Consider the following 22,301-nt stretch of genomic DNA (forward strand, 5'->3'; position numbering starts at 1 on the left):
CATCCGGACCGTGAGCCGGCGTCGCACCCGCTGTCGGCGCACGTGAGGCCGTATCCGGCCGGTGCGCCGCCCGCGGAACGGCCGCTCAGGGGTCAACCGGCGGGGATCTCGGTGGCGGCCGGGGCCGGCTGGGCGGGCACCCGGGGAGCGGGCCGCTCCCCCGCCGCCCGCGGGCGTTCGGGGTCGCGCTCCCCGCCCTCGGAGGTCGCGGCGCCGTCCGAGGTCGCGGCGCCGTCCGCGGGAGCCGCATCGTCCGCGGGAGCCGCATCGTCCACGGGAGCCGCGCCGCCGCCGCCCGGGCCGCCGTCCGGAGGGGTCGCGCCGACCTCGCCGCCGGGACGCCCGCTGTCGGGCACCGTGCGGTCGGTGGAGTGGTCGAGCACCCGCAGCGCCGACAGGGCCGCCATCGGCACCACGAGGGCCGCCGCCGCGCCCGCCACGTCCAGCGCCGACCCGCCGAGGAGGCCGCCCAGCCCGACGGCCACGCCGGTGCCGGCCATCGCCGCCCGGATCGCCGGGTAGATGCCGAACAGCCGCATCAGCCCGCCCCACGGCTGGAGCAGCGCGAGCCAGACCAGCGCGGCCCCGGCCAGGGCCAGCACGGTCAGCGGGCTGTTCACCAGCGTCTGGATGTTGGAGCTGCTGGAACGGTGCACGGTGAGCCCACCGGTGCCGTCGCCGACAGCGGCCAGGAACCGGCCCAGGCTGCCCCGCTCGTCCGCCGGACGGCCCAGGTCGACCAGGGCGAACCCGACGGTGACCGCCAGCGCCGCCATGGTGGCCCAGGCCAGCCGGCTCACCGTGAGCCAGCCGCCGCTGCAGATCGCGGCCGCGACGCTGACCCCGGCGGTGAGCGCGATCGCGCCGATCGAGTCGGCGCCCAGGTACGGGCTGCCCACGATCACCACGGCCAGCCCGCCGACTGTCACCATCACCATCGGCCGCCAGCCCCGGCGGAACCGCTGGGCGAGCCAGCCCCCGCACAGCAGCGCCCCGGCGATGAACACGCCCAGCCCGACGGTGCCGAGCCCGGCGTACCGGCCGCCCTCCAGCGCCGAGTAGCCGACCACGCCGTTGAGCTGCAACCGGGAGCCGGTGAGCACGTCCACGCCGACGACGAGCGTGGCCAGCCCGGCGACCGCGCCGAGCGGACCGAGCGTGCGCTCGTGCCCGGGAGTGAACCGGACCGTGGCGGTGCCGCCGACGATGAGCAGCGCGGTCACCGAGGCGTACCAGAGGCCGGCGTGGTCCCCACGCCACCAGGGCACGGCGTCGGCGAGCAGCGCCGCGGGCACCGCCAGCGCGGCGGCGATCAGCAGCAGCTCCACCACCGCGACGATCCGCTGGGACACCGGTTCCGGCCCGTGCGGACCGGCGAGCCGGCGGGCTCGGCGCAGCAGCGGCAGCACCGCCACCGCGAGAGCGATCTGGGCGGCGGCGAGCAGCGTGAAGAACCAGCCGGCGACGCGTCGCTGGGCGGCCGCCTCCCGGTCCGCGTCGGCCGGCGCCTCGATCGCGGCCCGCAGGTCGTCCGGCCGGTCGTCGACGGTCACCGCGGGCCGGCCGAGGAACGCCCGGTCCGGCATCGGCTTGTCGAGCACGGCGAGCACGGTCGGGGCCAGGTCGATCAGTTGCAGGTAGCCGGACCGGGCGGTGCTGGGTGAGGTCAGCCAGCCGCCCTCCCAGCCGGGGCCGTCAGCGATGGCGACGTGCAGCCGGGACGGGGAGTCGGTGTCGGACACGCCGGCGACGAGCACCAGCGAGCGTGGCGGCCGGGCGGCGAGCACCTGGGCCAGCCGGGCGTCGGCCTGCCGCGCCTGGGCGGCCCGTACGACCGGATCGTCGTCGTCGACGGTGCCGACGTCGACGACGCTCAGCACGCAGGAACCGAGCAGTTCCGCCGGGTTCTCGGGGAGCGACGGGGCGTACCTGTCGACCCGGCCGAACGGGCGGGCGGCGGCCACGGCGGCGCCCGGCCCGACCGCCACCGAGCAGCGCACCGACTCGGCCAGCGCGCCGGGCGTCGCGCCCCAGGACAGCTGCTCCTGGTTGTGCACCACGGCGCTGGCCTGGTCGGGCAGATTCGCGCCGATGCCGTCGGGCCGCTCGATCGTCACACCGGTGGCCGGGCAGCCACCGCCCGGCCGGCCGCCGGGCCAGGCGGCGAAGTTCCCCGCGCCGAGCGTGAGCCAGCCGTCCACCGGGCACGTGGGGCGGTGCGCGGAGCGCACCGAGAGCGACCCGATCGCGCCCTGCTCGGCCATCCGCCACAGCGTCGGCGTGTTCTCCGGGTCGACGTCGTCCCACCGCAGGCCCGCCGCGCCGACGAGCACCACGAAGTCGGCGTTCGGCCGGGTCGCGCCGTCGTCCGGACGGGCGGACAGCGCGGTGATGCCCAGTGCCACCACGACCAGGGTCAGCAGCACCGGGGTCAGTCTGCGCAGCATCAGCGGTTCCCGGTCGAGAGCTGGGGTGTCAGCTCGGCGTAGAGGCCGGCGAGCGCGGCCACGGTGTCCGCCTCGGTGGGCCAGGTCGCGGCCCGAGCCAGGCCGCGACGGCCCAGGTCGGCCCGGCGTACGGGGTCGTCGAGCAGGTCGCGCACCGCCGCGTCGACGGCGTCCACGTCGCCGGGCGGCACCAGCACGGCCGCGTCGCCGACCAGGTCCGGCAGCCCGCCGACGGCGGTCGCGACGAGCGGCACGCCCGCCCGCAGCGCCTCCTGCGCGAACAACTGGCGGGCCTCCCAGTCGCTCGTCACGACCGCGAGGTCGGCGGCGCCCAGCAGGTCCGCCACGTCGCCGCGGTGCCCGAGCAGCGTCACCGGCGCGCGGGCGGCGGAGATCCGGGCGGCCAGCGGCAGGTACGCCGGGCCACTGCCCGCGATCACCACGAGCGGGGCGGGGGTACGGGTCCGCCAGCGGGCGGCGGCGTCGATCAGCACGTCGTACCGCTTCTGCGGGTGCAGGCGGCCCACCGAGAGGATCAGCGGGCGGTCGGCGGCGACGCCGAACTCGGCGCGTACCGCCGTGCGGCGGCGGCGCGGCGCGGGCAGCGCCGGCGCGGCGACCGGGGCCAGACGGGCGTCGGCGGCGCCGAGCGCGGCGGCGCGGTCGACCAGGTCGGCGGAGGCGCCCAGGGCGACCCGGACGGAGCGGGCCACGACCCGCTCGACCAGCCGGGACACCGCGCCGCGCATGCCACCGGCGAGGACCGCGTTGTGCCAGGTGACGACCAGCGGCGCGGCGGGACGGGCGAGTGCGGCGACCAGCCCGGCGCGCAGCCCGTGCGCGTGCACCACGTCGACGGGCGTGTCCGCTAGCGTCCGGCGCAGCGCGGTCACCGCGCGCGCGTCGCCCGGCGTGGGGCTGGCCGGGATCTCCACCGGCGCGAACCGGGCGCCGGCGCCGGTGAAGCCGAACTGTTCCTCGGTGGCGGCCGGGCCGCAGACCAGCACGGACGCGCCGGCCTCGGTCAGCCCTCGGGTGATCGAGCGCACGTGCTGCCCGACCCCGCCGGTGCTGGAGGCGAGCACCAGGGCCACCGACCCGGGCCAGCGCGGTGCCGGCGAGGCGTCCGTCATGAGGAAACGGTCTCCCTTCCGTCGCCCCGCTCGCCGGGGTGCTGCTGCGCCGGCGGGCCGTCGTCCCCGCCGGCCGGGCGTCGCCGGCGCAGCCGGCGGGTCACGGTCGCGAGCAGCGGCCGCAGGTCGCGGGCGTCGGTCAGCCAGGCGACGGCGAGGAACAGGACACCGACCACGACCCCGGACAGCATGCCCTGCGCGAGGGCCCACGGTGTCGTCGGGGTGCCGTCACCGAGCCCGGCGAGTCCCGACGCGACGGCCGCCCCGCCGGCTCCGGCGACCACGGCGGCGAGCAGCCCGGCGGCGCCGGCACGGCCGACCCCGGCGAGGGCCTCGCCGCCCGCGGCCCGCCGGACCGCGGCGATCAGCAGCGCGCCGAGCAGCAGCATGCCGGCCGAGGACGCCAGCGTCACGGCGAGCACCCGGTCGGCCAGCGGTGCCACCTGGGCGGACAGGACGGCCAGCACGGGCACGCTGAGCCAGCCGACCGCGGTGGCGACGGTGGCCGCGCGGGTCTCGCCCCGGGCGTACAGCGCGCGGGTGAGGACCGCGAACAGGCCGTAGCCGACCAGGCCGGGCGCGAACCCGGCGATCCCGGCCGCCGCGGTACGCGCGTCCAGGGGGTCGGAGAAGAAGAAGTGCCCGACCGGGATCGCGGTGCCGACGAGCGCGGCGGCGCCGAGCAGGCTGAGCAGCACGACCCCGCGTACCGCCGGGGCCAGGGTCTGCCGGTAGGCGCCCTCGTCGCCGGTGGCCCGGGCCGCCACGAGCGTCGGGTACGCGGCCACCGCCAGCGGCACCGCCAGCACCGCCCAGGGCAGGAAGTAGACGGTCTGGGCGAGGTTGTAGACGCTGACGTCGGCGGTGCGGCCGTAGGTGACCTGGTTGAGCGCGACCACCAGGGCGACCTGCTGGGCGGCCACTGTCACCGCCCCGGCGACCACCAGACCGCCGACCCGGGCGCGGGCGTCGGCCGGGAAGCGGTACCCCGGCCGGATCCGCAGCCGCAGGCGGCGTACCGGGATCAGCAGCGACAGCGAGAGCACGACCACGCCGAGCGTGGTGCCGGCGGACAGCAGCAGCTCGCCGCCGCGACCGGCCTCCCCGATCGTGGCCAGCCGCCCCTCGGCCGCGGTGAACCCGAGGTAGACGGCGATGACCGTGACGCTGGACAGCAGCGGCGCGATCACCGGCCAGGCGAAGCGGCGGTGCGCCTGGAGCACACCGGTCAGCACGATCCCCACGCCGTACAGCGGCAACTGCGGCGCGAAGACCCGCAGCATCCGCGCGCCTGATGCCTGCTGGGCCTGGCTGAGACCGTTCCCGATCAGGCCCGGCAGCGGGTCGGCGAACACCGCCAGCAGCACCGCCAGCGGAACCAGCAGGCTCAGCGTCCAGGTCAGCAGCGCGCCGGTGGTCGCGGCCACCGCGCGCCGGTCACCCGCCTCGACGGCACCGGCCAGCAGCGGTACGACGAGACTGGCGAGCGCCCCACCGGCGACGATCTCGAAGATGAAGTTCGGGACGTAGTTCGCCACCAGGTAGGCGCCGCCGAGATCGGTGGGGCCCAGCATCCAGGTGAACACGGCGGTACGGCCGAAGCCGGCGAGCCGGCTGAGCACGGTGAGGACGGCGATGAGGGCGGCCGCCCCGGCGACGCGGCCGGCGGCGGCGAGAGGAGCCGGTTTCGTCACGTCAGTCCGGGAGCCGGCCCAGCTCGTCGAGGTGCCGCAGCCCCGGGGTCCGCGCGATGACCTGGGTGAAGCTGACCTTCTCGCTGGCGGCGGTGAGCGCGGCGAGCACGGCCAGCACGCCGGCCCGGCCCAGCGGCCCGGTACGCGCGGCCAGACTCACCCCGAGCAGTGCGCCGAGCGCGTTGGCGCCGCTGTCGCCCACCATCACCCGCTCGCCGAGGTCGTCGCCGACCAGCGCGGCCGACGCGCCCACAGCGCCCGCGGCGACGCCGCCGTACGGGCCGGCGGTCAGCGGCGCGCCGAGCAGCATGCCGGACTTCAGCGCCCGGCCGGGCCGCAGGTCGAGCAGGTTGACCAGGTTCGCGGTGCCGGCCACCACGCCGGCGCCGAGCAGCACGTCGAGCCCTCGGCCGAACGCCCCGGCCCGCTGGCGGCGCGGGTGCGCGGCGACCCGCCGGTCGGCGGCGAGCAGCGCGGCGGCGCCCAGCCCGGCCACGCCCACTCCGGCGACCTTGACCATCCCGGCGGTGACCTGACCCTCGCGCAGCGCGGCGAGATGCCCGGCGAACCCCTTTGCGGCCTTCTGTTCGGGGCGCGCGCCGACCACGTCGTCGTAGAGGCCGACAGCGCCCGCGCCGAGCCCGGCGACGAGCGCGGCGGCGCCGGCCGGGGCGCTACCGGCACCCAGCGCGGCCCCGGTGGCCGCGCCGACGGCCAGGGCCGGCCCGGCGGCCAGGGTCACAGTGCGGCCCCGGTAGTTGGTGCGCTCCAGCGCCGGCCCGCCCGGCGACGTGCGCGTCTGGCGCAGCACGTAGCGGGCGGCCAGCGCGCCCGCGCCCACTGCCAGCAGCCGACCCAGTCTCACGGGACCTCCTCGATCCGGACTTCGAACGCGACGCGGCACGGACCGGGCGGCCCGGAGCGGTCACCGGGGCAGTGTAGGCACCCGGGAGGTGGCGTTGTCGCCCACGCCGTACTGGCCGGTCTTCTTCTCGGTGAGCTGCTGCGCCAGGGCGAGGCTGGTGCCCAGCTGACCCTGCACGGTGTTGGCGTTGTCGACGGTGGAGATGGTCTGCGACAGCACCGGGTCGCCGCGCACCACGGAGACCAGGTTGCCGCCGGTCGAGCCCATGCCGGCGACCACGAGCGCGCCGGCCCGGTCGAACTGCTCGGCGATCTTCACCACCGACTCGTCCTTCTTCGCCGAGTCCTTGTCCACGTACGGCTGGCCGGTGACCATCACCACCGCCTCGGCGGCGGTGGAGATCCGGTCCGCCGGGGTGAGGTAGCCGGCGGTGGCGTACTGCTCCAGCACGGCGCGCCGGTCGGCCTCGCTGACCGGCGGGCTCCCGGCCGGGCGGTCCACCAGCACGTTGGCCAGCAACGCGCTGGACGTCTCCACGCCGTGCCCGTTGCCGGGCAGGTTGCCGGTCGGGGCGCTGTTCGGCCGGGCGGCGGTGACCGCCAGTTCCAGCAGGTTGTTGTTGCTGTCCGGGTTGACGAACTTGTCCTGCACGTCGATGCGGCCGGTGACGTCGGCGCCGGCGGTCTGGAGCATCTTCACCACGCCCTCGGCCTGGTCCCGGCCGCTGGGCAGGGTGAGCACCAGCACGCGGCGGCCGGTCAGCTTGCCGGGCAGCACGAGCTGGGCCATCTCGGCGGCGAATTCCTCCTCGGTCTCCAGCTGCTTCTGCATGCTGTTGACCGACTGGCGCATCAGCGAGTTGTCCTTGCGCAGGCCGTTGACGTTCTCCCGGAGCGAGTCGGCGACCGGCCCGTTGAGGGCGGCTGTGCCGACCACCAGGCCGATCGCCAGCGCCAGGAACACCGCGGTCAGGGACACCACGTGGTAGCGAAAGTTGATCACGCTTGCAGCCTCTTGATCGTCGGGGAGCTAGAAGAGCTGGCCGAGCTGGAACACGAAATTGTCCCACCATTCGGAGACCACGCCCAGATACGCCTTCCCGACGGTGGAGACCGCCACCGCGGAGGCCATCGCGGCCACCGCCGACAGGACCAGCAGCAGCAGCGACGACCCGGAGATGCTCTGCCGGTAGAGCCGGCTGACGCCCTTGGCGTCGACCAGCTTGCCACCGACCTTCAGCCGGGTCAGGAACGTCGACGCCATGCCGCCGCGCCCCTTGTCGAGGAACTCCACCAGGGTGGCGTGCGTGCCGACCGCCACCAGCAGCGAGGCGCCCTTCTCGTCGGCCAGCAGCATGGCCAGGTCCTCGCTGGTGGCCGCCGCCGGGAAGGTGATCGCCGGTACGCCGAGCCCGTTGACCCGGGCCAGGCCCGGCGCGCGCCCGTCCGGGTAGGCGTGCACGATCACCTCGGCGCCGCAGCGCAGCACGTCGTCGGTGACCGAGTCCATGTCACCGATGATCATGTCCGGGGTGTAGCCGGCCTCGACCAGCGCGTCGGCGCCGCCGTCCACGCCGATCAGCACCGGCTTGAACTCCCGGATGTACGGGCGCAGCACGTCCAGGTCGGCCTTGTAGTCGTAGCCGCGCACCACGATCAGGCAGTGCCGGCCCTGGATCTGGGTCTGGATCTCCGGTACGCCGACGCCGTCGAGCAGCAGGTCGCGTTCCTGCCGCAGGTAGTCCATCGTGTTGGCGGCGAACGCCTCCAACTGCACCGACAGGCCCTCCCGAGCGTCGGCCATCGACTTGGCCACGGTCTCGGCGTCCTGCAACGAGCCGTGCGCGACCGGCTCGTCGCCGACGAAGACGGTGTTGCCCTCGATGCGGACCCGGTCGCCCTCACGGACCTGTTCGAAGACGCTCTCGCCGAGATCGTCCAGCAGCGGGATGCCGGCCGAGATGAGCACCTCCGGCCCGAGGTTGGGATAGCGGCCGGAGACCGACGGCTTGGCGTTCAGGACCGCCGCCACACCCACCGCGACGAGCGAGTCGGCCGCCACCCGGTCCAGGTCGACGTGGTCGATGACCGCGATGTCGCCGGGTCGCAGGCGCCCGACCAGCCGTTTCGTCCGGCGGTCGAGGCGCGCGGTGCCGACGATGGAGCCCGGCTCCGGGTTCCGGCTCCGGCGCAGTGTGGGTAGACGCATCGTGACCATCCTGGCATGTGAGGCAGGTTTTGCTGTCGCGACATGCCTGAGCAGGGCCGCCTACCCAGGGAAGCACACCGGAACCCGCGCCGGTGTGCTTGCGCTCACAATAGGGGCGTCACGGACGCCTTTCCTTGGCCGCCACGGCCAGGAGCTCCTCGGCATGGGCGATACCCAGATCGGAGTCCGGCAAACCGGCGAGCATCCGGGCCAGTTCCCGGGCGCGCTCGGTGTCCTCCACCACGCGCACCCCGCTGGTGGTGACCGCTCCCCCGGTGTCCTTGGCCACCACCAGGTGCCGGTCGGCGAACGCGGCGACCTGTGGCAGGTGTGTGACCACGAGCACCTGGTGGCTGCGGGCCAGCCGGGCCAGCCGGCGGCCGATCTCGACCGCGGCCTGGCCGCCGACACCCGCGTCGACCTCGTCGAACACCAGCGTGGGCGGGCCGCCGGAACCGGCGAAGACCACCTCGATGGCCAGCATCACCCGGGACAGCTCGCCGCCGGAGGCGCCCTTCTGCAACGGCAGCGCCGGCGCGCCCGGGTGCGCCAGCAGCCGCAACTCCACCTCGTCGGCGCCGTCCGCGCCGACGCCGGCTTCCACGCCGTTGACCGGCAGGCTCGGCTCGGACCGGCCCGCCGGGCGCGGCAGCACCGCCACCTCGATGCGGGCGTGCGGCATGGCCAGCCCGGCCAGCTCGACTGTGACCTCCTCGGCGAAGCGGACCGCCGCCTCCCGCCGGGACGCCGAGACCCGGCCGGCGAGGTCGGCCACCTCACCGGCGAGCCGGGTCGCCTCGCGGTCCAGCTCGTCCAGCAGCTCGTCGGAGGTGTCCAGATCGGACAGCCGGGTCCGGGCCCGCTCGGCCCACGCCACCACGCCGTCGACGTCGTCGGCGTACTTGCGGGTGAGCGCACGCAACGCGGCCCGCCGCTCGTAGACGGTCTGCAGGCGGGCCGGGTCGGCGTCCAGCGCGGCCAGGTAGGCGGACAGTTCCGCGGCCACGTCGGTGACGAGCGTGGCCGCCTCCTCCAGCCGGGCCGCCAGCTCGCCCAGTGCCGGGTCGGTGCCGGCCTGCGCCTCCAGCGTGCGCCGCGCGGTGCCCAGCAGCGCCGTCGCGTCCGGCGTCTCGTCGGTCGCCTCGACGCCGCCGGCCACGCACTGCTGCGCCACCTGCGCGGCGGTGCGCAGCCCCTCGGCGTGCTCCAGCCGCTGCGCCTCGGCCTTCAGCTCGGCGTCCTCCCCCGGTTGCGGGTCGACCCGGGTGATCTCGTCCAGGCCCAGCCGCAGCAGGTCGGCCTCCTGGTTGCGCTCGCGGGCGTTGCGCCGCCGGTCGGCCAGGTCGTCGACGACAGTGCGCCACCGGGCGTACGTCTCGCGCAGCGCGTCGAGCAGCTTCTCGTGCTCGGGACCGGCGAACCGGTCGAGCGAGGCGCGCTGCTCGGCCGGGCGCAGCAACCGCAGTTGGTCGGACTGGCCGTGCACGGCGAGCACCTGCTCGCCGACCTCGCCGAGCGTGGACACCGGCATGGCGCGCCCGCCCAGGTGCGCCCGGGAGCGGCCCTCGATGGTGACGGTGCGGCTGAGCAGCAGTGAGCCGTCCTCGTCGGGCTCGCCACCGGCGTCGAGGATGCGGGCGTGCACCGCCTCGGCCACCCGTCCGCTCAGGCGCACCCGGCCCTCCACCGCCGCGCGGCCCGGCTGGGCGCGCACCCGGCCGGCGTCGGCGCGGCCGCCGAAGAGCAGGCCGAGGCCGGTCACCACCATGGTCTTGCCGGCGCCGGTCTCGCCGGTGATGACGTTCATCCCCGCGGCCAGCGGCAGCGTCGTGTCCTCGATGACGCCCAGTCCGGTGATGCGCAGCTCTTCCAGCACAGCACCCGACAGTAGCCCCGCCGTGTGACAGTTGACCAGCCGGCAGGGCCGGGCGTCGGCACCCGTACAGTTCAGCCCCGTGCTGGAGGAGATCGGCCTGACCCCGGACGAGGAGGAGCTCTACCGCTGCCTGGTCAGGGCGAACACGGCCCGCGTCGGTGAGCTCGCGCAGCGGCTGGGGCGACCCCGCGCGGAGGTCGTCGCCCGGCTGGACGCCTTGCGGGACAAGGGTCTCGTGCTGCCGACCGGCCCGGAGCCGGACGCGCCGCTGCGGCCCCTGGCGCCGGACGTGCCGCTCGGCGAGGCGCTGCTGCGCCGCCAGTCGGCGCTGGAGGAGGCCCGCGCCGCGGTCAGCCGGCTCGCCGAGGACTACCGGGCCGGGATGCGCCGCCACGACGCCGCGCACCTGGTCGAGGTGGTCACCGGCGCGCGGGCGCTGCGGGAACGGCTGCGTGAGCTGCAGAACGGCGCGCGCGAGGAGGTGCTCTGGTTCTGCCGGGCGAACCCGCTGGCGATGCCCGGCCCGGAGAACGTCGAGGAGTTCGACGCGCTGGCCCGCGGCGTGCGCTACCGGGCCATCTACGAACGGGCGATGCTGCTGGAGCCGGGCGCGCTGGCCGACGTGGAGCGGGGCGTACGCGCCGGGGAACAGGCCCGGGTGCTGGACCGGCTGCCGGTTCGACTGGCCGTGGTGGACGGTCGTACCGCCGTCTGCCCGCTGGTGCCCGACCGCGACGGCGGGGAGCCCACGGCAGCGGTGATCGGCCGCAGTCAGCTGCTGGACGCGCTGGTAGCGCTCTTCGAGAGCCACTGGCTGATGGCGACGCCGCTCGGCACGCCGGCCGACCGGGCGGCCACCGGCTACCAGCCCGACGGCGACGAGGCGCGGCTGCTGTCGCTGTTCGTCGCCGGGGTGCCGGACAAGTCGATCGCGTCACAGCTCGGGGTGAGCCGGCGTACCGTGCAGCGCCGGCTCGCCGACCTGATGGCCGCCGCCGGTGTGGACACCCGGCCCGGACTGGCGTTCCAGGCCGCCCGGCGCGGCTGGATCTGACCGGGGCCGGGGCGGGACGGCCCCAGGACCGCCCCGCCCCGGCGTCTCACCGCAGCCCGTACGCGTCGATCACGGTCTGCGTCACGGTGCTGCCGGACCGGTCCCGCGCGGAGACCCGCAGCGACACCGAGCCGCGCCCGGCCGGCATCTCGGCGGTGAACCGGGTGCCGGAGCCGCGCACCGGCGCCGTGCGCCAGGTGCGTCCGCCGTCGAACGACACCTCGGCGCGTACCGTCGTGCCGGTCGGCGCGGGCAGGCCAGCCGGGTGGCGCAGCGTCAGCCCGACCGCGTGCTTCCGCTTGCCCGGCACCTCGCCACGCAGGTCGGCCGGCACCCGGTAGTCGACCTGGAGCAGCGGCAGCGGCCGGGCCGCGTCCCCGGCCGGGCGGGCCGAGGTGAACTCCCACGCCGTCTCGGTACGGGTCGCCCACCGCCATTCCGCCGACGACCGGGCCGTGGTCACGTCGAGGCGGTAGCGGGCCGGACCGGCGGTGGCAGGCACCGGCGCCCAGCCGGCGGACAGGTCGGCGATGTGCCGCCCGTCCCGGCTGACCCGGCGGGTCACCGCGTCCTGCTCCTCCGACCGGTTGTCCACGCCGGCGTGACCGTCGGCGTCGACGAACTCGGCTACCCGCAGGTCGAGCGTGTCACCGGTCCGGCTCGGCGCGGCCGCACCGGCGGGCACGGCGGGACGCACCAGCGGCGCGTGCCACGACTCGGTGGTCCGGTCGGTGGGCGCGTAGCGCCGGGGCCGGTCGGACAGGCCGCCGGTCAGCGTCCCCATGCTGGAGAACATCAGCCGGTGCAGCACCCGGTGCTGCCACCACGAGTCACCGGAGCTGACGTACTCCCGGCGGGTCGTCCCGGTACGCACCATCCGCTGGTCGTCGTTCCAGGAGAACTCCTGCCAGGGCCGCCACCCGAACCGCTGCTCGGTGGCCCAGTCCAGGCCGCCGGTGTCGCCGTAACGCGCGGTCACCTCGGCGGTGTTGGCGGCGGTGACCCGGTGGAAGATCCGCTCCGGCACGCGGCCCTTCGACACCTGGAACACGTCGTAGAGGTACGGGCTGTCCACGGTGAGCGTCAGGTCGACGCGGGCCCGGCCGGTACGCGCCGCCGCGAGCAGCCGCTGCCCGTCGTCGTACGCCACCGCGAGCGCCGGCGCCGGGAGCCGGTCCCCGGTCGGACGCCACACCGTCCACGCGCTCTGGTCCGCCGGCCGGACGATCAGCACCGCCTTCGCGCCGGCCGCCGCCGCGGCTGCCACCTGCTCCTCCTCGGACCGGTCGGCGGACGCGGTGAGCAGCGCCGCCGCGCCCCGCACCCCGGCCAGCTCGCCCGGCGCGCCGGTGCCGGCCGCGACGAGGCGCAGCCGCTGCCGGCCGGCCGGGGCCGGCGACTGACCCATCAGGTTGACGTCGAGGGCACCGGACACGCCGCTGACGTCGATGTCGACCATCGGCGCGACGAGCTGCCAGCGCGAGGAGAACTCGAACTCGCCGCGGCGCACCTGCCGGGTCGGGGTGACGTTGAGCTGCTGCACGGTGCTGAACGTCATCACGCCGTGGTCGACCTGCCGGCCGTTTCCGAACACCCGGTGCTGGTAGAAGCTGAGGACCGCCCGCTGCTCGGCGGGTTTCGGCGTCTCGATCCGTACCGGTGTGCCGCGCCGCGGGTCGAGCACCACGGTGAGGTCCCGGTCCACTGTCAGCTCCGGGTCGGTGACCAGGGTGAGCTGCTCGTCCAGCGGCGCGCCGTGCTCGATCAGCGCGTGCAGCAGGTACGGGCCCTCCTCCACCTGGACCTGCCACTCGTCGCCGCCGCCGAGCCAGCCCAGCGCGTCCGGCTCCGGGTGCTCGCCGAACAGCGTCACCACCGGCGCCGGTCCGGGCCGCCCGGCCGGGTCCAGCGCGCGCAGCGTCACCGTGTGCTGCGGGCCGCTGAGCGTGAGCCCGACCGCGGTGCGCACCGTCACGCCGTCCGTGCCGGTGGCCGCCAGCCAGCCGCCGTGCGGGCCCCGGTCCAGCCGGGCCGGGTCGGCGCGCAGCGGCACGTCCACGCCGCCGCCGGCCGGCACCGTCACCGTGCCGGCGTCGAGCGTCAGGCCGTCGGTCTCGGCCGCGCCGCTGTCCAGGTTGCGCAGCTCCAGCGCCAGACGCAGCGTCTGCGCGGCGGCGGTGCCGTTGACGTAGCGCACCGTCCGGGTGGCGGCCGGCGCGCCGGTGGTCAGCCGGCCGAAGTCGGCGGTGGCGGTGCCGTACACCCGCTGGCGCAGCGCGCGGGCCACGTCGACCCGCCCGGCGCCCTGCTCGAACACCGTCGCGCCGGCGCTCGGCCGGGTGGTGCTGACCAGCGCGTCCTTGAGCTGCCCCGCGCTCCACCCGGGATGTTCCTGCGCCAGTACGGCGGCGGCGCCCGCGACGTGCGGCGTGGCCATCGAGGTGCCCGAGGCGCGCGTGTAGGCGTCGTCAACAGGCGTACCCATCGTGGTGCCGGCGGCGCGGGCGGCGACGATGCCGACGCCGGGCGCGGTGATCTCCGGCTTCAGGCCGTTGTCGCCCAGCCGCGGGCCGCGGCTGGAGAAGTCGGCGAGCACGTCGTCGCGGTCGACCGCGCCGACGGTGAGCGCGGCGGTGGCCGCGCCGGGCGAACCGACGCTGCGCGGCTCCCCGTCGTTGCCGGCGGCGATCACGAACAGCGCGCCGGTTTCGGCGGTGAGGTCGTTGACGGCCTGGCTCATCGGGTCGGTGCCGTCGGTGGGCGCGCCGCCGAGGCTCATGCTGACCACCTTCGCGCCGGAGCGCGCGGCCCACTCCATGCCGGCGATGATGCCGGAGTCGTAGCCGGAGCCGGAGTCGTCGAGCACCTTGCCGACCAGCAGCCGCGCGCCCGGTGCGACGCCCTTGCGCAGCCCCGCCGAGGCCGCGCCGCTGCCGGCGACGGTGGCCGCCACGTGGGTGCCGTGGCCGTGGCCGTCCCGGGCGCTGCCGCCGCCGGTGAAGTCGCGCGCCTCGGCGATCCGGCCGGCCAGATCGGGGTGGCCGGCGTCCACGCCGGTGTCGAGCACCGCGACCCGTACCCCGGCGCCGTCGCGGCCGGCCGCCCACGCGGCGGGCGCGCCGATCTGCGGGACGCTGTGTTCCAGCGCCACCCGGGCCCGCCCGTCGAGCCAGACGCGCTCCACGCCCGCGCCGAGCCGGACCGCTCCGGCGCCCGCGGCGCGGGCCTGCGGCGCCGCCCGCAGCGACGTCCACAGCGCACCCAGGTCGTCCTTGTCGACCCGCAGCGCGGCGCCGTTGATGCTGGACAGCGGACGGGACTCGGCGGCGACGGCGAGCGGGCGAACCCGTCCCGCGGCCGGCTCCCGGTAACGCACGATCAGCGGCAGCGCCTTCTGGCCCGCGTCGCCGTAGCCCTGCTCGGCCAGTTCCTGCACGTCGAACAGGTCCGGGTCGAGCACGCCCGCCGACACGTACGGCACGACGTCGGCGGGAAGCACCCGCAGCCCGCCGTCGGCCTGCGTGGTCTGGAAGACGATCCGGTCGCGGCCCGGGCCGGGGTGGACCGTGGCGGCGATCCGGCCCGGCGCGGCCCGGACCAGCTCGACCTGGTCGCCGGTGATCAGCGTGACGCGGGCGGGCGGCGCGCCCGGGGCGGATGTGCCCGGGGGCGGGCCGGCGGGCCGGGCGGGCGGTACGGCGGACGCCGGTACGGCGAGCCCGACCACCAACGCCCCGGCCGCGCCGGCGGCGAGCCAGCGGGGGAACCGGTGCATGTGACGCTCCTCTACTCCGAGGCCGACCTCGTAAGGCCGGCGATCGGAGTCTGCGACGGCGTCCGCTGCCGGGTCACCGGGTAGGGGCCGCCGCACCGGCGACATGTCGCCAGGTGGACACGAGCACGACGGGGTGGAGGCCGGGACGCCGGAGACCGTGTCGCCCAGCTCGCGTGCCGCCGCTTCCTCCGGCGGCGGCCCTGCGACCTGTCGGCCCGGCCGGGGTCGACACCCGACCGGACACGGCGTGCCGGTCCGCCCGCCGCGGCCGGCTCACGACGCTCCGGCGTCCCGACCGTCGCGGTCCCGACCACCCCCTGGCCGAGCCCGCGACAGGTGGGCCGCATCCCGAAGCGGCGGGCCTCACCGCCGCGCCCGGACTCACCTCTCGCGGCCCGTCCGCCCACCGTAACGCGCGCACGCGCCGGGACCGGTGGGCCGAACGGAGATTTCCGCTGAGCCGCTGGTCAGCGACGGTTGCCCCGCCAGCCCTGGACGGGAAGGTCGAACTTGGCCACCAGCCGGTCGGTGAACGGACGGGCCCGCAGCCGCACGATGCGCACCGGCAGCGTGCCCCGGCGCACCGTGACCCGGGCGCCGGGCGGCAGGTCGTAGACGCGCCGCCCGTCGCAGCAGAGCACCGCCAGGGTGGTGAACGGGTCGACGGTGATGACGAACGTCGACGTGGGCGCGGTCACCAGCGGGCGGCTGAACAACGCGTGCGCGCTGATCGGCACCAGCAGCAGCGCCTCCACCTCGGGCCAGACCACCGGCCCGCCGCCGGAGAACGCGTACGCGGTCGAGCCGGTCGGGGTCGCGCAGATCACGCCGTCGCAGCCGTACCGGGACAGCGGCCGGCCGTCCACGTCGACGAGCAGCTCCAGCATCTGGGCGCGTTCGCCCTTCTCCACGCTGATCTCGTTGAGCGCCCACGACTCGATGGTCGGTCCGCCCTCGAACTCGGCGGTGACGTCGAGGGTGAGCCGTTCGTCCACCGTGTAGTTGCGGTCGACCACGTCACGCACGGCGGTGTCCAGGTCGTCGATCTCCGCCTCGGCGAGGAAGCCGACCTTGCCGAGGTTGATGCCGAGCAGCGGCACCTTGGCCGGGCGGGCCAGCTCGGCGGCGCGCAGGAACGTGCCGTCCCCGCCGAGCGCGAACACGATCTCGGCGCCCTCGGCGGCCTCCGGGCCGGTCACCGGCACCACGCCCGGCAGGTCCAGGTCGTCGGCCTCCTCGGCCACCACCCGCACCTCGAACCCGGCGGCGATCAGGTCGGCGGCCACCGCGCGTGCGTGCTCGGTGCTGCGTCGACGGCCGGTGTGCGTGACCAGCAGCGCGGTACGGCTCACCCGGACACCTCCTCGGTCGTGGCCGCCGTCGCGGCGGCGCCCTGCGGGCCGGCGGCCACCACCGCGCGGACCCGCTCCGGATCCGCGGCGGGCGCGTCCCCGCGCAACCATACGAAGAACTCGACGTTGCCGCTCGGCCCGGGCAGCGGGCTGGCCGCCACGCCGGCCAGGCCGAGGCCCAGCCCGGCGGCGGCCGCGGCCACGTCGAGCACCGCCTCGGCGCGCAGCGCCGGGTCGCGCACCACACCCCCGGCGCCGACCCGCTCCTTGCCGACCTCGAACTGGGGCTTCACCATCAGCGCCAGGTCGCCGCCGGGGCCGGTGCACGCGGCGAGCGCGGGCAGCACCAGCCGCAGTGAGATGAACGACAGGTCGGCCACCGTCAGGTCGACCGGGCCGCCGATCGCCTCCGGCGTGAGGGTACGCACGTTGGTGCGCTCGAACACCCGCACGCGCTCGTCGGTACGCAGCGACCAGGCGAGCTGCCCGTAGCCGACGTCCACGGCGACCACCTCGGCGGCACCGCCGCGCAGCAGCACGTCGGTGAAACCGCCTGTCGACGCGCCGGCGTCCAGGCAGCGCCGGCCGGTGACGGTCAGCCCGCCGGGGGCGAACGCGGCGAGCGCGCCGACCAGCTTGTGGCCGCCCCGGGAGACGTACTCCTGCGCCGGGTCCTCGCCGGTGACCAGCAGCGGATCGGCCGGGTCGACCATGGCCGCGGGCTTGCGCGCCTGCACTCCGCGCAGCTGGACGCGACCGGCCTCGACCAGCGCGGCGGCCTGCTCCCGGGAGCGGGCCAGCCCGCGCCGGACGAGTTCGGCGTCCAGCCGGGTACGACGAGCCATCAGGTGTCTCTCCGCCTCTGCTCAGGCCTGGTCGATGGTGGCGAGGGTCTCGCGCAGCGTCTCGTACGCCGCCTCGTACTGGGCGATCTGGTCGGCCGGGGCGAGCGCCTCGGCGTTTGCCATGCCGAGCACCGCGGCGTCCACCGCCGGGTGCCGCGCCTCGCCGACCTCCTCGACCGGCGCGGGGCGTACCCCCGGGGGCGGTCCGGGCCGCGGACCCGGCGGCGGGCCGGGCCGGGGCGCGGTCACGAGCCGGCCGCCTTGCGCCCGGTGGCCTTCTTCGCCGGCGCGGCTTCCGGGGTACGGGAGACGGTGGCCGGCGGCTTCTTCGCGATCGCCTTCTTCGCCACCGTCTTCTTCGCCACCGCCTTGGTCGGCGTCGTCGCGGGGGCCTTCGTCGGCGTCGTCGCGGGGGCCTTCGTCGTCGGCGAGGACTCGGCGGCGGGCGGCCCGCTCTTCGACGGCCCGGCCTCGGACAGCTCGGTCCCGGACGGCGCTGCCTCGGGCGGCTCGGCGCCGGAGGGCTCGGCCGGCGGTGTGGTCGCGCCGGACGGCGCCGCCGCGGTCCCGGCCGGTGCGGCGGCGGGCTCGGACGCTCCGGCGGGCGGCGTCTCGCCCGGCCCGAGGTGGCCGCGCGCCTCGCGCAGCTGCCGCTCCAGGTCGTGCACGCGGCGCGTCAGCTCGGCGACCTCGTCGGCGGTGGCCAGCCCGACCGCGCCCAGCGCCCGGTCCACCTCGAAGCGGACCAGCTTGGTCAGCGACTCCCGGTTCGCCAGGCCGGTCGCCACCAGTTCCTCGGCGAGCGTCTGGAGCTGGGCGGCTGTCGCGCCGCCCTGGCCGACGACGCGCATGACCGCGTCCTGTGCCTTCTTCCGGGGCGCCTCCGTCAGGCCCATGGCCAGCTCGAGGTAGGCGCGCCACGCGTCCTGCATGCCTGAGTCCTTCCGCGGGGCGAGGTGTGCAGGTGCCACGCTACCGGGCACCCCGGACGCTCCATTGCGGTACGGTGCCGGGAACGGCGTGGTTCGTGGTGAGGAGACGATGTGGCCAGCGTGGACGAGTGCCGGCAGGCGTTGCAGGACCTGGCCGCGCGGCTGGACCGCAACGCCGAGGCACAGGGACGCATCGACCTCGACCGCACCCTGGCCTGCCGGATCACCGACCTCGGCACGGCGTTCCACGGGCGGCTGGAGGGTGGCCGGCTGGTCGACCTGGCCGACGGCGACGACCCGAAGGCGAAGATCGCGCTGAGCACCGGCAGCGACGACCTCGTCGCGCTGGTGCACGGCCGGCTCGACGTCATGTCGGCGGTGGCCTCCCGGCGGGTCTCGATCAAGGCGAACCCGTTCGACCTGATGAAGCTCCGCAAGCTGCTCTGACGGCAGCCCGGCGCCTCAGTCGTCGAGACCGAACGCGGCGAGCGCTTCCTCCGCCGCCGGGGACTGTGCCCGCACGCGCGGCCCGGCCGCCGTCGACCAGGCCAGCGCGCAGAGCGCCGCGAGGGCCTCCAGCGGCGCTCCCGCGCCGTCGAGCACGAGGTCCGCGCCGGCCTCCGTCACCGACCAGCCGCCGCCGGTCGCCCGGCCCGGCACCGCCACCACCGCGGCGGGGTCGAACAGACCCGCCAGGTCGAACGAGACGTACGCGGGGCGGCGCTCCTCGGGTGCGGCCAGCAGCTCGGCGGCGTCGCTGACCCCGGTGAGCACCAGCAGGCTGTCCAGTCCGGCCCGGCGGGCGCCCTCGATGTCGGTGTCCAGCCGGTCGCCCACCACGAGCGTGCGCCCGGTTCCGGCCCGCCGCGCGGCGGTGGTGAACAGCGCCGGCTCCGGCTTGCCCACCACCACGTCGGGGTCGCGGCCCAGCGCGGTACGCAGCACCGCGACGAGCGAACCGTTGCCCGGTAGCGGGCCGCGTGGGCTGGGCAGCGTGCGGTCGGTGTTTGTGGCGTACCAGGGTGCGCCCGCCCGTACCGCCAGGGACGCCTCGGCCAGGTCGGACCAGCCGACCTGCGGGCCGTAGCCCTGGGCGACGGCGGCGGGCTCCTCGTCGGCCGTGGACACCGGCCGCAGGCCCATCGCCCGCAGCTCGGCGCGCAGCGCCTCCGCGCCGACCACGAGCACGGCCGCGCCCTCGGGCAGCCGGTCGCGGAGCAGTTCGGCAGTGGCCGCGGCGGAGGTGAGCACCTCCGCCGGCTGAGCCGGAACGCCCATGCCGGTGAGCAGGTCGGCCACCTCGCTGGAGCGGCGGGAGGCGTTGTTCGTCGCGTACGCGACCGCGCGCCCCTCGGCGTGCAGCCGGCCGACCGCCTCGACCGCGCCGGGGATGGGCCGGTCGATCAGGTAGATGACGCCGTCGAGGTCGAAGACGACAAGCGAGTACGCCTCGACCAGCGCGCCGCCCGCCCCGGCGCGGTCGGGTTCTCCCCGATCCGCGCCGGAGGCGGTGTCACCGGCGTACCCGGTCATCGGCGCTCCGCCGCCTCACCCTCGCCGCCCGCGGTGTCACCCGGCGCGGGCCGGTCGTCGCCGTCGGCCTCGTCCGCCGGGGTGGCGGCCGGTGCCTCGGCAGCCGCGGGGGTGCCGGTCGGCGCGGTGCTGGCCGGCGCGGTGGTGGCCGGCGCGGTGGTGGCCGGCGCGGTGGTGGCCGGTTCCTCGTTCGCCGCGACGAAGGTCGGGGTGGTGGCGGTGCTGGTGGCGAGCGAGCCGGCCTCCGTGTCGGTCAGCTCGTCGTCGGCCAGATCGCCGGCGTCACGGTCCCGGTAGCCGGCCCGTGCCGCGTCCCCGCCGGCAGCCGAGGTGATGTCGCCGCCGCCGCTCAGCCGCGCGTCATCCTCGTCGTCGTCATCCTCGTCGTCGTCATCGTCGTCGTCGAGGTCGTCGTCGTCATCGTCATCGTCATCGTCATCGTCGTCATCGTCGTCGAGGTCGTCGTCCTCGTCGTCGTTGGCGGCCTCGGCCGACGGCTCGGACGCGTCCGCGTCGTCCTCCGGCTCGTCGTCGCCCTCGATGACCACGCCGTCCAGTTCCAGCAGTCGCTCGGCGGCGTCGGTCTCCCCCTCGGAGTCGACGTCGGCGGCCCGGGAGAACCACTCCCGCGCCTCCTCGCGCCGGTCCACCGCCAGCAGGGCGTCCGCGTACGCGTAGCGCAGCCGCGCCGCCCACGGCTCGGTCGAGTCGCCGGTCAGCTCGCGCACCTGGAGCATCGCCACCGCGGCGTCCTTCTGCCCGAGGTCGCCGCGCGCCCCGGCGGCGACGATCAGCAGTTCGATCGCGACGGCCTGGTCGAGCTTGTCCCGGTCCGCGCCGCGGAACAGGTCGATGGCCCGCTCCGGCCGGCCCAACGCCCGCTCGCAGTCGGCCAGCACCGCCAGGTGGCTCTGCAGGCCGCTCATCCGGTGGTACGTCCGCAGCTCGGCGATGGCGGTCTGCCACTCACCCGCGTGGTACGCGGCCAACCCGACCGCCTCCCGCACCGCGGCGATCCGCGAGGCGAGCCTGCGAGCCGCCATGGCGTGCGCCAGCGCGAGCGCCGGGTCCTCGTCGATCAGCAGACCGGTCGCGACCAGGTGCCGGGCGACCGTCTCCGCCACCGGCTTGGCGAGGGAGAGCAGCTCGGCCCGGACGGCCGAGTCGAGGTCGCTCGCGACGACCTCGTCGGGCAGCTCCGGCGCCTCACCGGTACGCCCCTCGCCGCGCTCGTCCTGGCGCTCCCGCTGCGGCCCGTAGCTGCCGGTCCGCCGGTCGTCGCCGCCCGGCCGGTCGCCGTAGCCACGGCGCTCACCGTCCCGCTCGCCCCGGTAGCCGCCCGGCCGCCGGTCGTCGCCACGGTCGTCGCGCCGGAAGCCACGGTCGCGGTCGCCGCCACGGAATCCGCCCTCACGGCGGTCGCCGCCTGCGTAGCTGTCGCGGCGGTTGCCGCCCTGGTAACCGCCTTCACGACGGTCGCCGCCCCGGAAGCCGCCCTCGCGGGCACCGCCTTCACGACGGTCTCCACCGCCGAAGCCGCCCTCGTGACGGTCGCCGCCCCGGAAACCACCCTCACGGCGATCACCGCCACGGAAGCCACCCTCACGGTCACCGCCACGGAAACCACCTTCACGACGGTCGCCACCACGGAAACCACCCTCACGACGGTCGCCACCACGGAAACCGCCATCGCGGTCACCGCCGCGGAAGCCACCCTCACGGCGGTCGCCACCACGGAAACCACCCTCACGGGCACCGCCTTCGCGGCGATCCCCGCCGCGGAAGCCACCGTCACGGTCGCCGCCCCGGAAGCCGCCCTCACGGTGGTCGCCGCCACGGAAGCCGCCCTCGCGACGATCCCCGCCCGGACGGTTCCCGCTCCGGAAACCACCCTCGCGGTCGCCGCCCCGGAAGCCACCCTCACGACGCTCGGCACCACGGAAACCGCCCTCGCGACGGTCACCGCCGCGGAAGCCACCGTCGCGGGCGCCGGTCTCGCGGCGGTCGCCGCCACGGAAGCCGCCCTCACGGCGGTCGCCGCCGGCGAAGCCACCTTCGCGACGGTCACCCCCGCGGAAGCCGCCTTCGCGACGTTCACCGCCGCGGAAGCCGCCGTCACGGTCACCGCCGCGGAAACCGCCTTCGCGACGGTCGCCGCCCGGACGGTTCCCACCGCGGAAGCCACCCTCACGGTCGCCGCCACGGAAACCACCCTCGCGGCGATCACCACCACCGGAGCCGCCTTCACGCCGACCGCCACCGCGGAAGCCGCCCTCGCGCCGGTCGCCGCCGCGGAAACCGCCCTCGCGGCGATCGCCGCCACGGGCGCCGCTGTCTCGGTCGCCACCACGGAAGCCGCCCGGGCGGTCGTCGCGGCCGCCCCGGTACGAGGGACGGTCATCGCGACGGCCGTCGCGGCCGGCGTCACCACGCCCCTGGCCGCGGTCGGCGCGATCCTCGTAACGACGGGGGCGGTCCCCGCCCTGGGGTCCTGAGCTCACAGGTACATCCTTCCTGATGGCGTTTCCGCCGAGAACGCTAACGCAGTCGAGGGCCGCCCCTGCTGGGGCGGCCCTCGACTGGAAGA

At 76.2% G+C, this 22,301-nt stretch carries 16 protein-coding genes and 1 pseudogene; 3 read left to right on the forward strand and 14 right to left on the reverse strand.

Annotation, left to right across the window (positions count from 1 at the left end; genetic code table 11):
• Positions 1–92: 92 nt before the first annotated feature.
• The 7 genes from Q3W68_RS27965 to recN all read right to left on the reverse strand — a co-directional run bounded on the left by Q3W68_RS27965 (position 93) and on the right by recN (position 10,223).
• Positions 93–2,447 carry a hypothetical protein gene (locus Q3W68_RS27965; RefSeq protein WP_302908277.1) on the reverse strand — a complete coding sequence of 785 codons (2,355 nt, stop codon included), beginning with the start codon at positions 2,445–2,447 and terminating at the stop codon, positions 93–95.
• Positions 2,447–3,580, reverse strand: coding sequence for a glycosyltransferase family 4 protein (locus Q3W68_RS27970; RefSeq protein ID WP_302908278.1), 1,134 nt, complete (start codon positions 3,578–3,580; stop codon positions 2,447–2,449). Before Q3W68_RS27970 ends, Q3W68_RS27965 begins: the two co-directional genes overlap by 1 nt.
• On the reverse strand, positions 3,577–5,274 hold the full coding sequence (gene murJ, locus Q3W68_RS27975) for a murein biosynthesis integral membrane protein MurJ (RefSeq protein ID WP_302908279.1): 1,698 nt from the start codon (positions 5,272–5,274) through the stop codon (positions 3,577–3,579). Before murJ ends, Q3W68_RS27970 begins: the two co-directional genes overlap by 4 nt.
• Position 5,275: 1 nt before the next feature.
• Positions 5,276–6,139, reverse strand: coding sequence for a hypothetical protein (locus tag Q3W68_RS27980; protein WP_302908280.1), 864 nt, complete (start codon positions 6,137–6,139; stop codon positions 5,276–5,278).
• Between the two features lie 60 nt (positions 6,140–6,199).
• The gene (locus tag Q3W68_RS27985) at positions 6,200–7,141 is read right to left on the reverse strand and encodes a copper transporter (protein ID WP_302908281.1); all 942 of its coding nucleotides are present in this window, start codon (positions 7,139–7,141) and stop codon (positions 6,200–6,202) included.
• A 27-nt stretch (positions 7,142–7,168) separates the two neighbouring features.
• Positions 7,169–8,347: a putative cytokinetic ring protein SteA gene (gene steA / locus Q3W68_RS27990; RefSeq protein WP_135239482.1), complete on the reverse strand. Its 1,179-nt coding sequence runs from the start codon at positions 8,345–8,347 to the stop codon at positions 7,169–7,171.
• 118 nt (positions 8,348–8,465) lie between these two features.
• Positions 8,466–10,223, reverse strand: a complete 1,758-nt coding sequence (gene recN / locus Q3W68_RS27995; RefSeq protein ID WP_302908282.1) for a DNA repair protein RecN — start codon at positions 10,221–10,223, stop codon at positions 8,466–8,468.
• Between the two features lie 79 nt (positions 10,224–10,302).
• On the opposite strand from recN, the gene Q3W68_RS28000 reads away from it, so the two are divergent.
• Positions 10,303–11,277 carry a helix-turn-helix domain-containing protein gene (locus Q3W68_RS28000; protein WP_302908283.1) on the forward strand — a complete coding sequence of 325 codons (975 nt, stop codon included), beginning with the start codon at positions 10,303–10,305 and terminating at the stop codon, positions 11,275–11,277.
• Between the two features lie 46 nt (positions 11,278–11,323).
• On the opposite strand, the gene Q3W68_RS28005 is transcribed toward Q3W68_RS28000, so the two are convergent.
• From Q3W68_RS28005 to Q3W68_RS28025, 5 genes are all read right to left on the reverse strand, one after another.
• Positions 11,324–15,052: a S8 family serine peptidase gene (locus tag Q3W68_RS28005; RefSeq protein WP_302908284.1), complete on the reverse strand. Its 3,729-nt coding sequence runs from the start codon at positions 15,050–15,052 to the stop codon at positions 11,324–11,326.
• Between the two features lie 467 nt (positions 15,053–15,519).
• Complete coding sequence (locus Q3W68_RS28010; RefSeq protein WP_013285580.1) at positions 15,520–16,404, reverse strand: NAD kinase; 885 nt, start codon at positions 16,402–16,404, stop codon at positions 15,520–15,522.
• Positions 16,401–17,249 carry a TlyA family RNA methyltransferase gene (locus Q3W68_RS28015; RefSeq protein ID WP_302908285.1) on the reverse strand — a complete coding sequence of 283 codons (849 nt, stop codon included), beginning with the start codon at positions 17,247–17,249 and terminating at the stop codon, positions 16,401–16,403. Before Q3W68_RS28015 ends, Q3W68_RS28010 begins: the two co-directional genes overlap by 4 nt.
• 21 nt (positions 17,250–17,270) lie before the next feature.
• Positions 17,271–17,498, reverse strand: coding sequence for a hypothetical protein (locus tag Q3W68_RS28020; RefSeq protein ID WP_073831637.1), 228 nt, complete (start codon positions 17,496–17,498; stop codon positions 17,271–17,273).
• Positions 17,495–18,181, reverse strand: coding sequence for a phasin family protein (locus Q3W68_RS28025; protein ID WP_302908286.1), 687 nt, complete (start codon positions 18,179–18,181; stop codon positions 17,495–17,497). Before Q3W68_RS28025 ends, Q3W68_RS28020 begins: the two co-directional genes overlap by 4 nt.
• Before the next feature lie 111 nt (positions 18,182–18,292).
• On the opposite strand from Q3W68_RS28025, the gene Q3W68_RS28030 reads away from it, so the two are divergent.
• Positions 18,293–18,628 (forward strand): SCP2 sterol-binding domain-containing protein, encoded by a 336-nt coding sequence (locus Q3W68_RS28030; protein ID WP_120570457.1) that lies wholly within the window; start codon positions 18,293–18,295, stop codon positions 18,626–18,628.
• A gap of 15 nt (positions 18,629–18,643) precedes the next feature.
• Here the strand turns inward: Q3W68_RS28030 and Q3W68_RS28035 are convergent, their stop codons facing one another.
• Positions 18,644–19,714 carry an HAD-IIA family hydrolase gene (locus Q3W68_RS28035; protein ID WP_302908287.1) on the reverse strand — a complete coding sequence of 357 codons (1,071 nt, stop codon included), beginning with the start codon at positions 19,712–19,714 and terminating at the stop codon, positions 18,644–18,646.
• 524 nt (positions 19,715–20,238) lie between these two features.
• Positions 20,239–20,757, reverse strand: a pseudogene (locus tag Q3W68_RS28040) (Replicase polyprotein 1ab); the annotation flags it as partial.
• A gap of 3 nt (positions 20,758–20,760) precedes the next feature.
• Here Q3W68_RS28040 and Q3W68_RS28045 point away from each other — a divergent pair.
• Positions 20,761–22,209, forward strand: a complete 1,449-nt coding sequence (locus tag Q3W68_RS28045) for a hypothetical protein (RefSeq protein ID WP_302908288.1) — start codon at positions 20,761–20,763, stop codon at positions 22,207–22,209.
• Positions 22,210–22,301: the final 92 nt, after the last annotated feature.

Source organism: Micromonospora sp. C28ISP2-4, from assembly GCF_030519385.1.
GTDB classification, from domain to species: Bacteria; Actinomycetota; Actinomycetes; order Mycobacteriales; family Micromonosporaceae; genus Micromonospora; species Micromonospora tulbaghiae.

Excerpts from the sequence above, each read along its gene's own strand:
- Q3W68_RS27970 (WP_302908278.1), bottom strand. The coding sequence starts at position 3,580 with ATGACGGACGCCTCGCCGGCACCGCGCTGGCCCGGGTCGGTGGCCCTG.
- Q3W68_RS28015 (WP_302908285.1), bottom strand. The coding sequence starts at position 17,249 with ATGGCTCGTCGTACCCGGCTGGACGCCGAACTCGTCCGGCGCGGGCTG.
- steA (WP_135239482.1), bottom strand. The coding sequence starts at position 8,347 with ATGCGTCTACCCACACTGCGCCGGAGCCGGAACCCGGAGCCGGGCTCC.
- Q3W68_RS28035 (WP_302908287.1), bottom strand. The coding sequence starts at position 19,714 with ATGACCGGGTACGCCGGTGACACCGCCTCCGGCGCGGATCGGGGAGAA.
- Q3W68_RS28025 (WP_302908286.1), bottom strand. The coding sequence starts at position 18,181 with ATGCAGGACGCGTGGCGCGCCTACCTCGAGCTGGCCATGGGCCTGACG.
- Q3W68_RS28005 (WP_302908284.1), bottom strand. The coding sequence starts at position 15,052 with ATGCACCGGTTCCCCCGCTGGCTCGCCGCCGGCGCGGCCGGGGCGTTG.
- Q3W68_RS27965 (WP_302908277.1), bottom strand. The coding sequence starts at position 2,447 with ATGCTGCGCAGACTGACCCCGGTGCTGCTGACCCTGGTCGTGGTGGCA.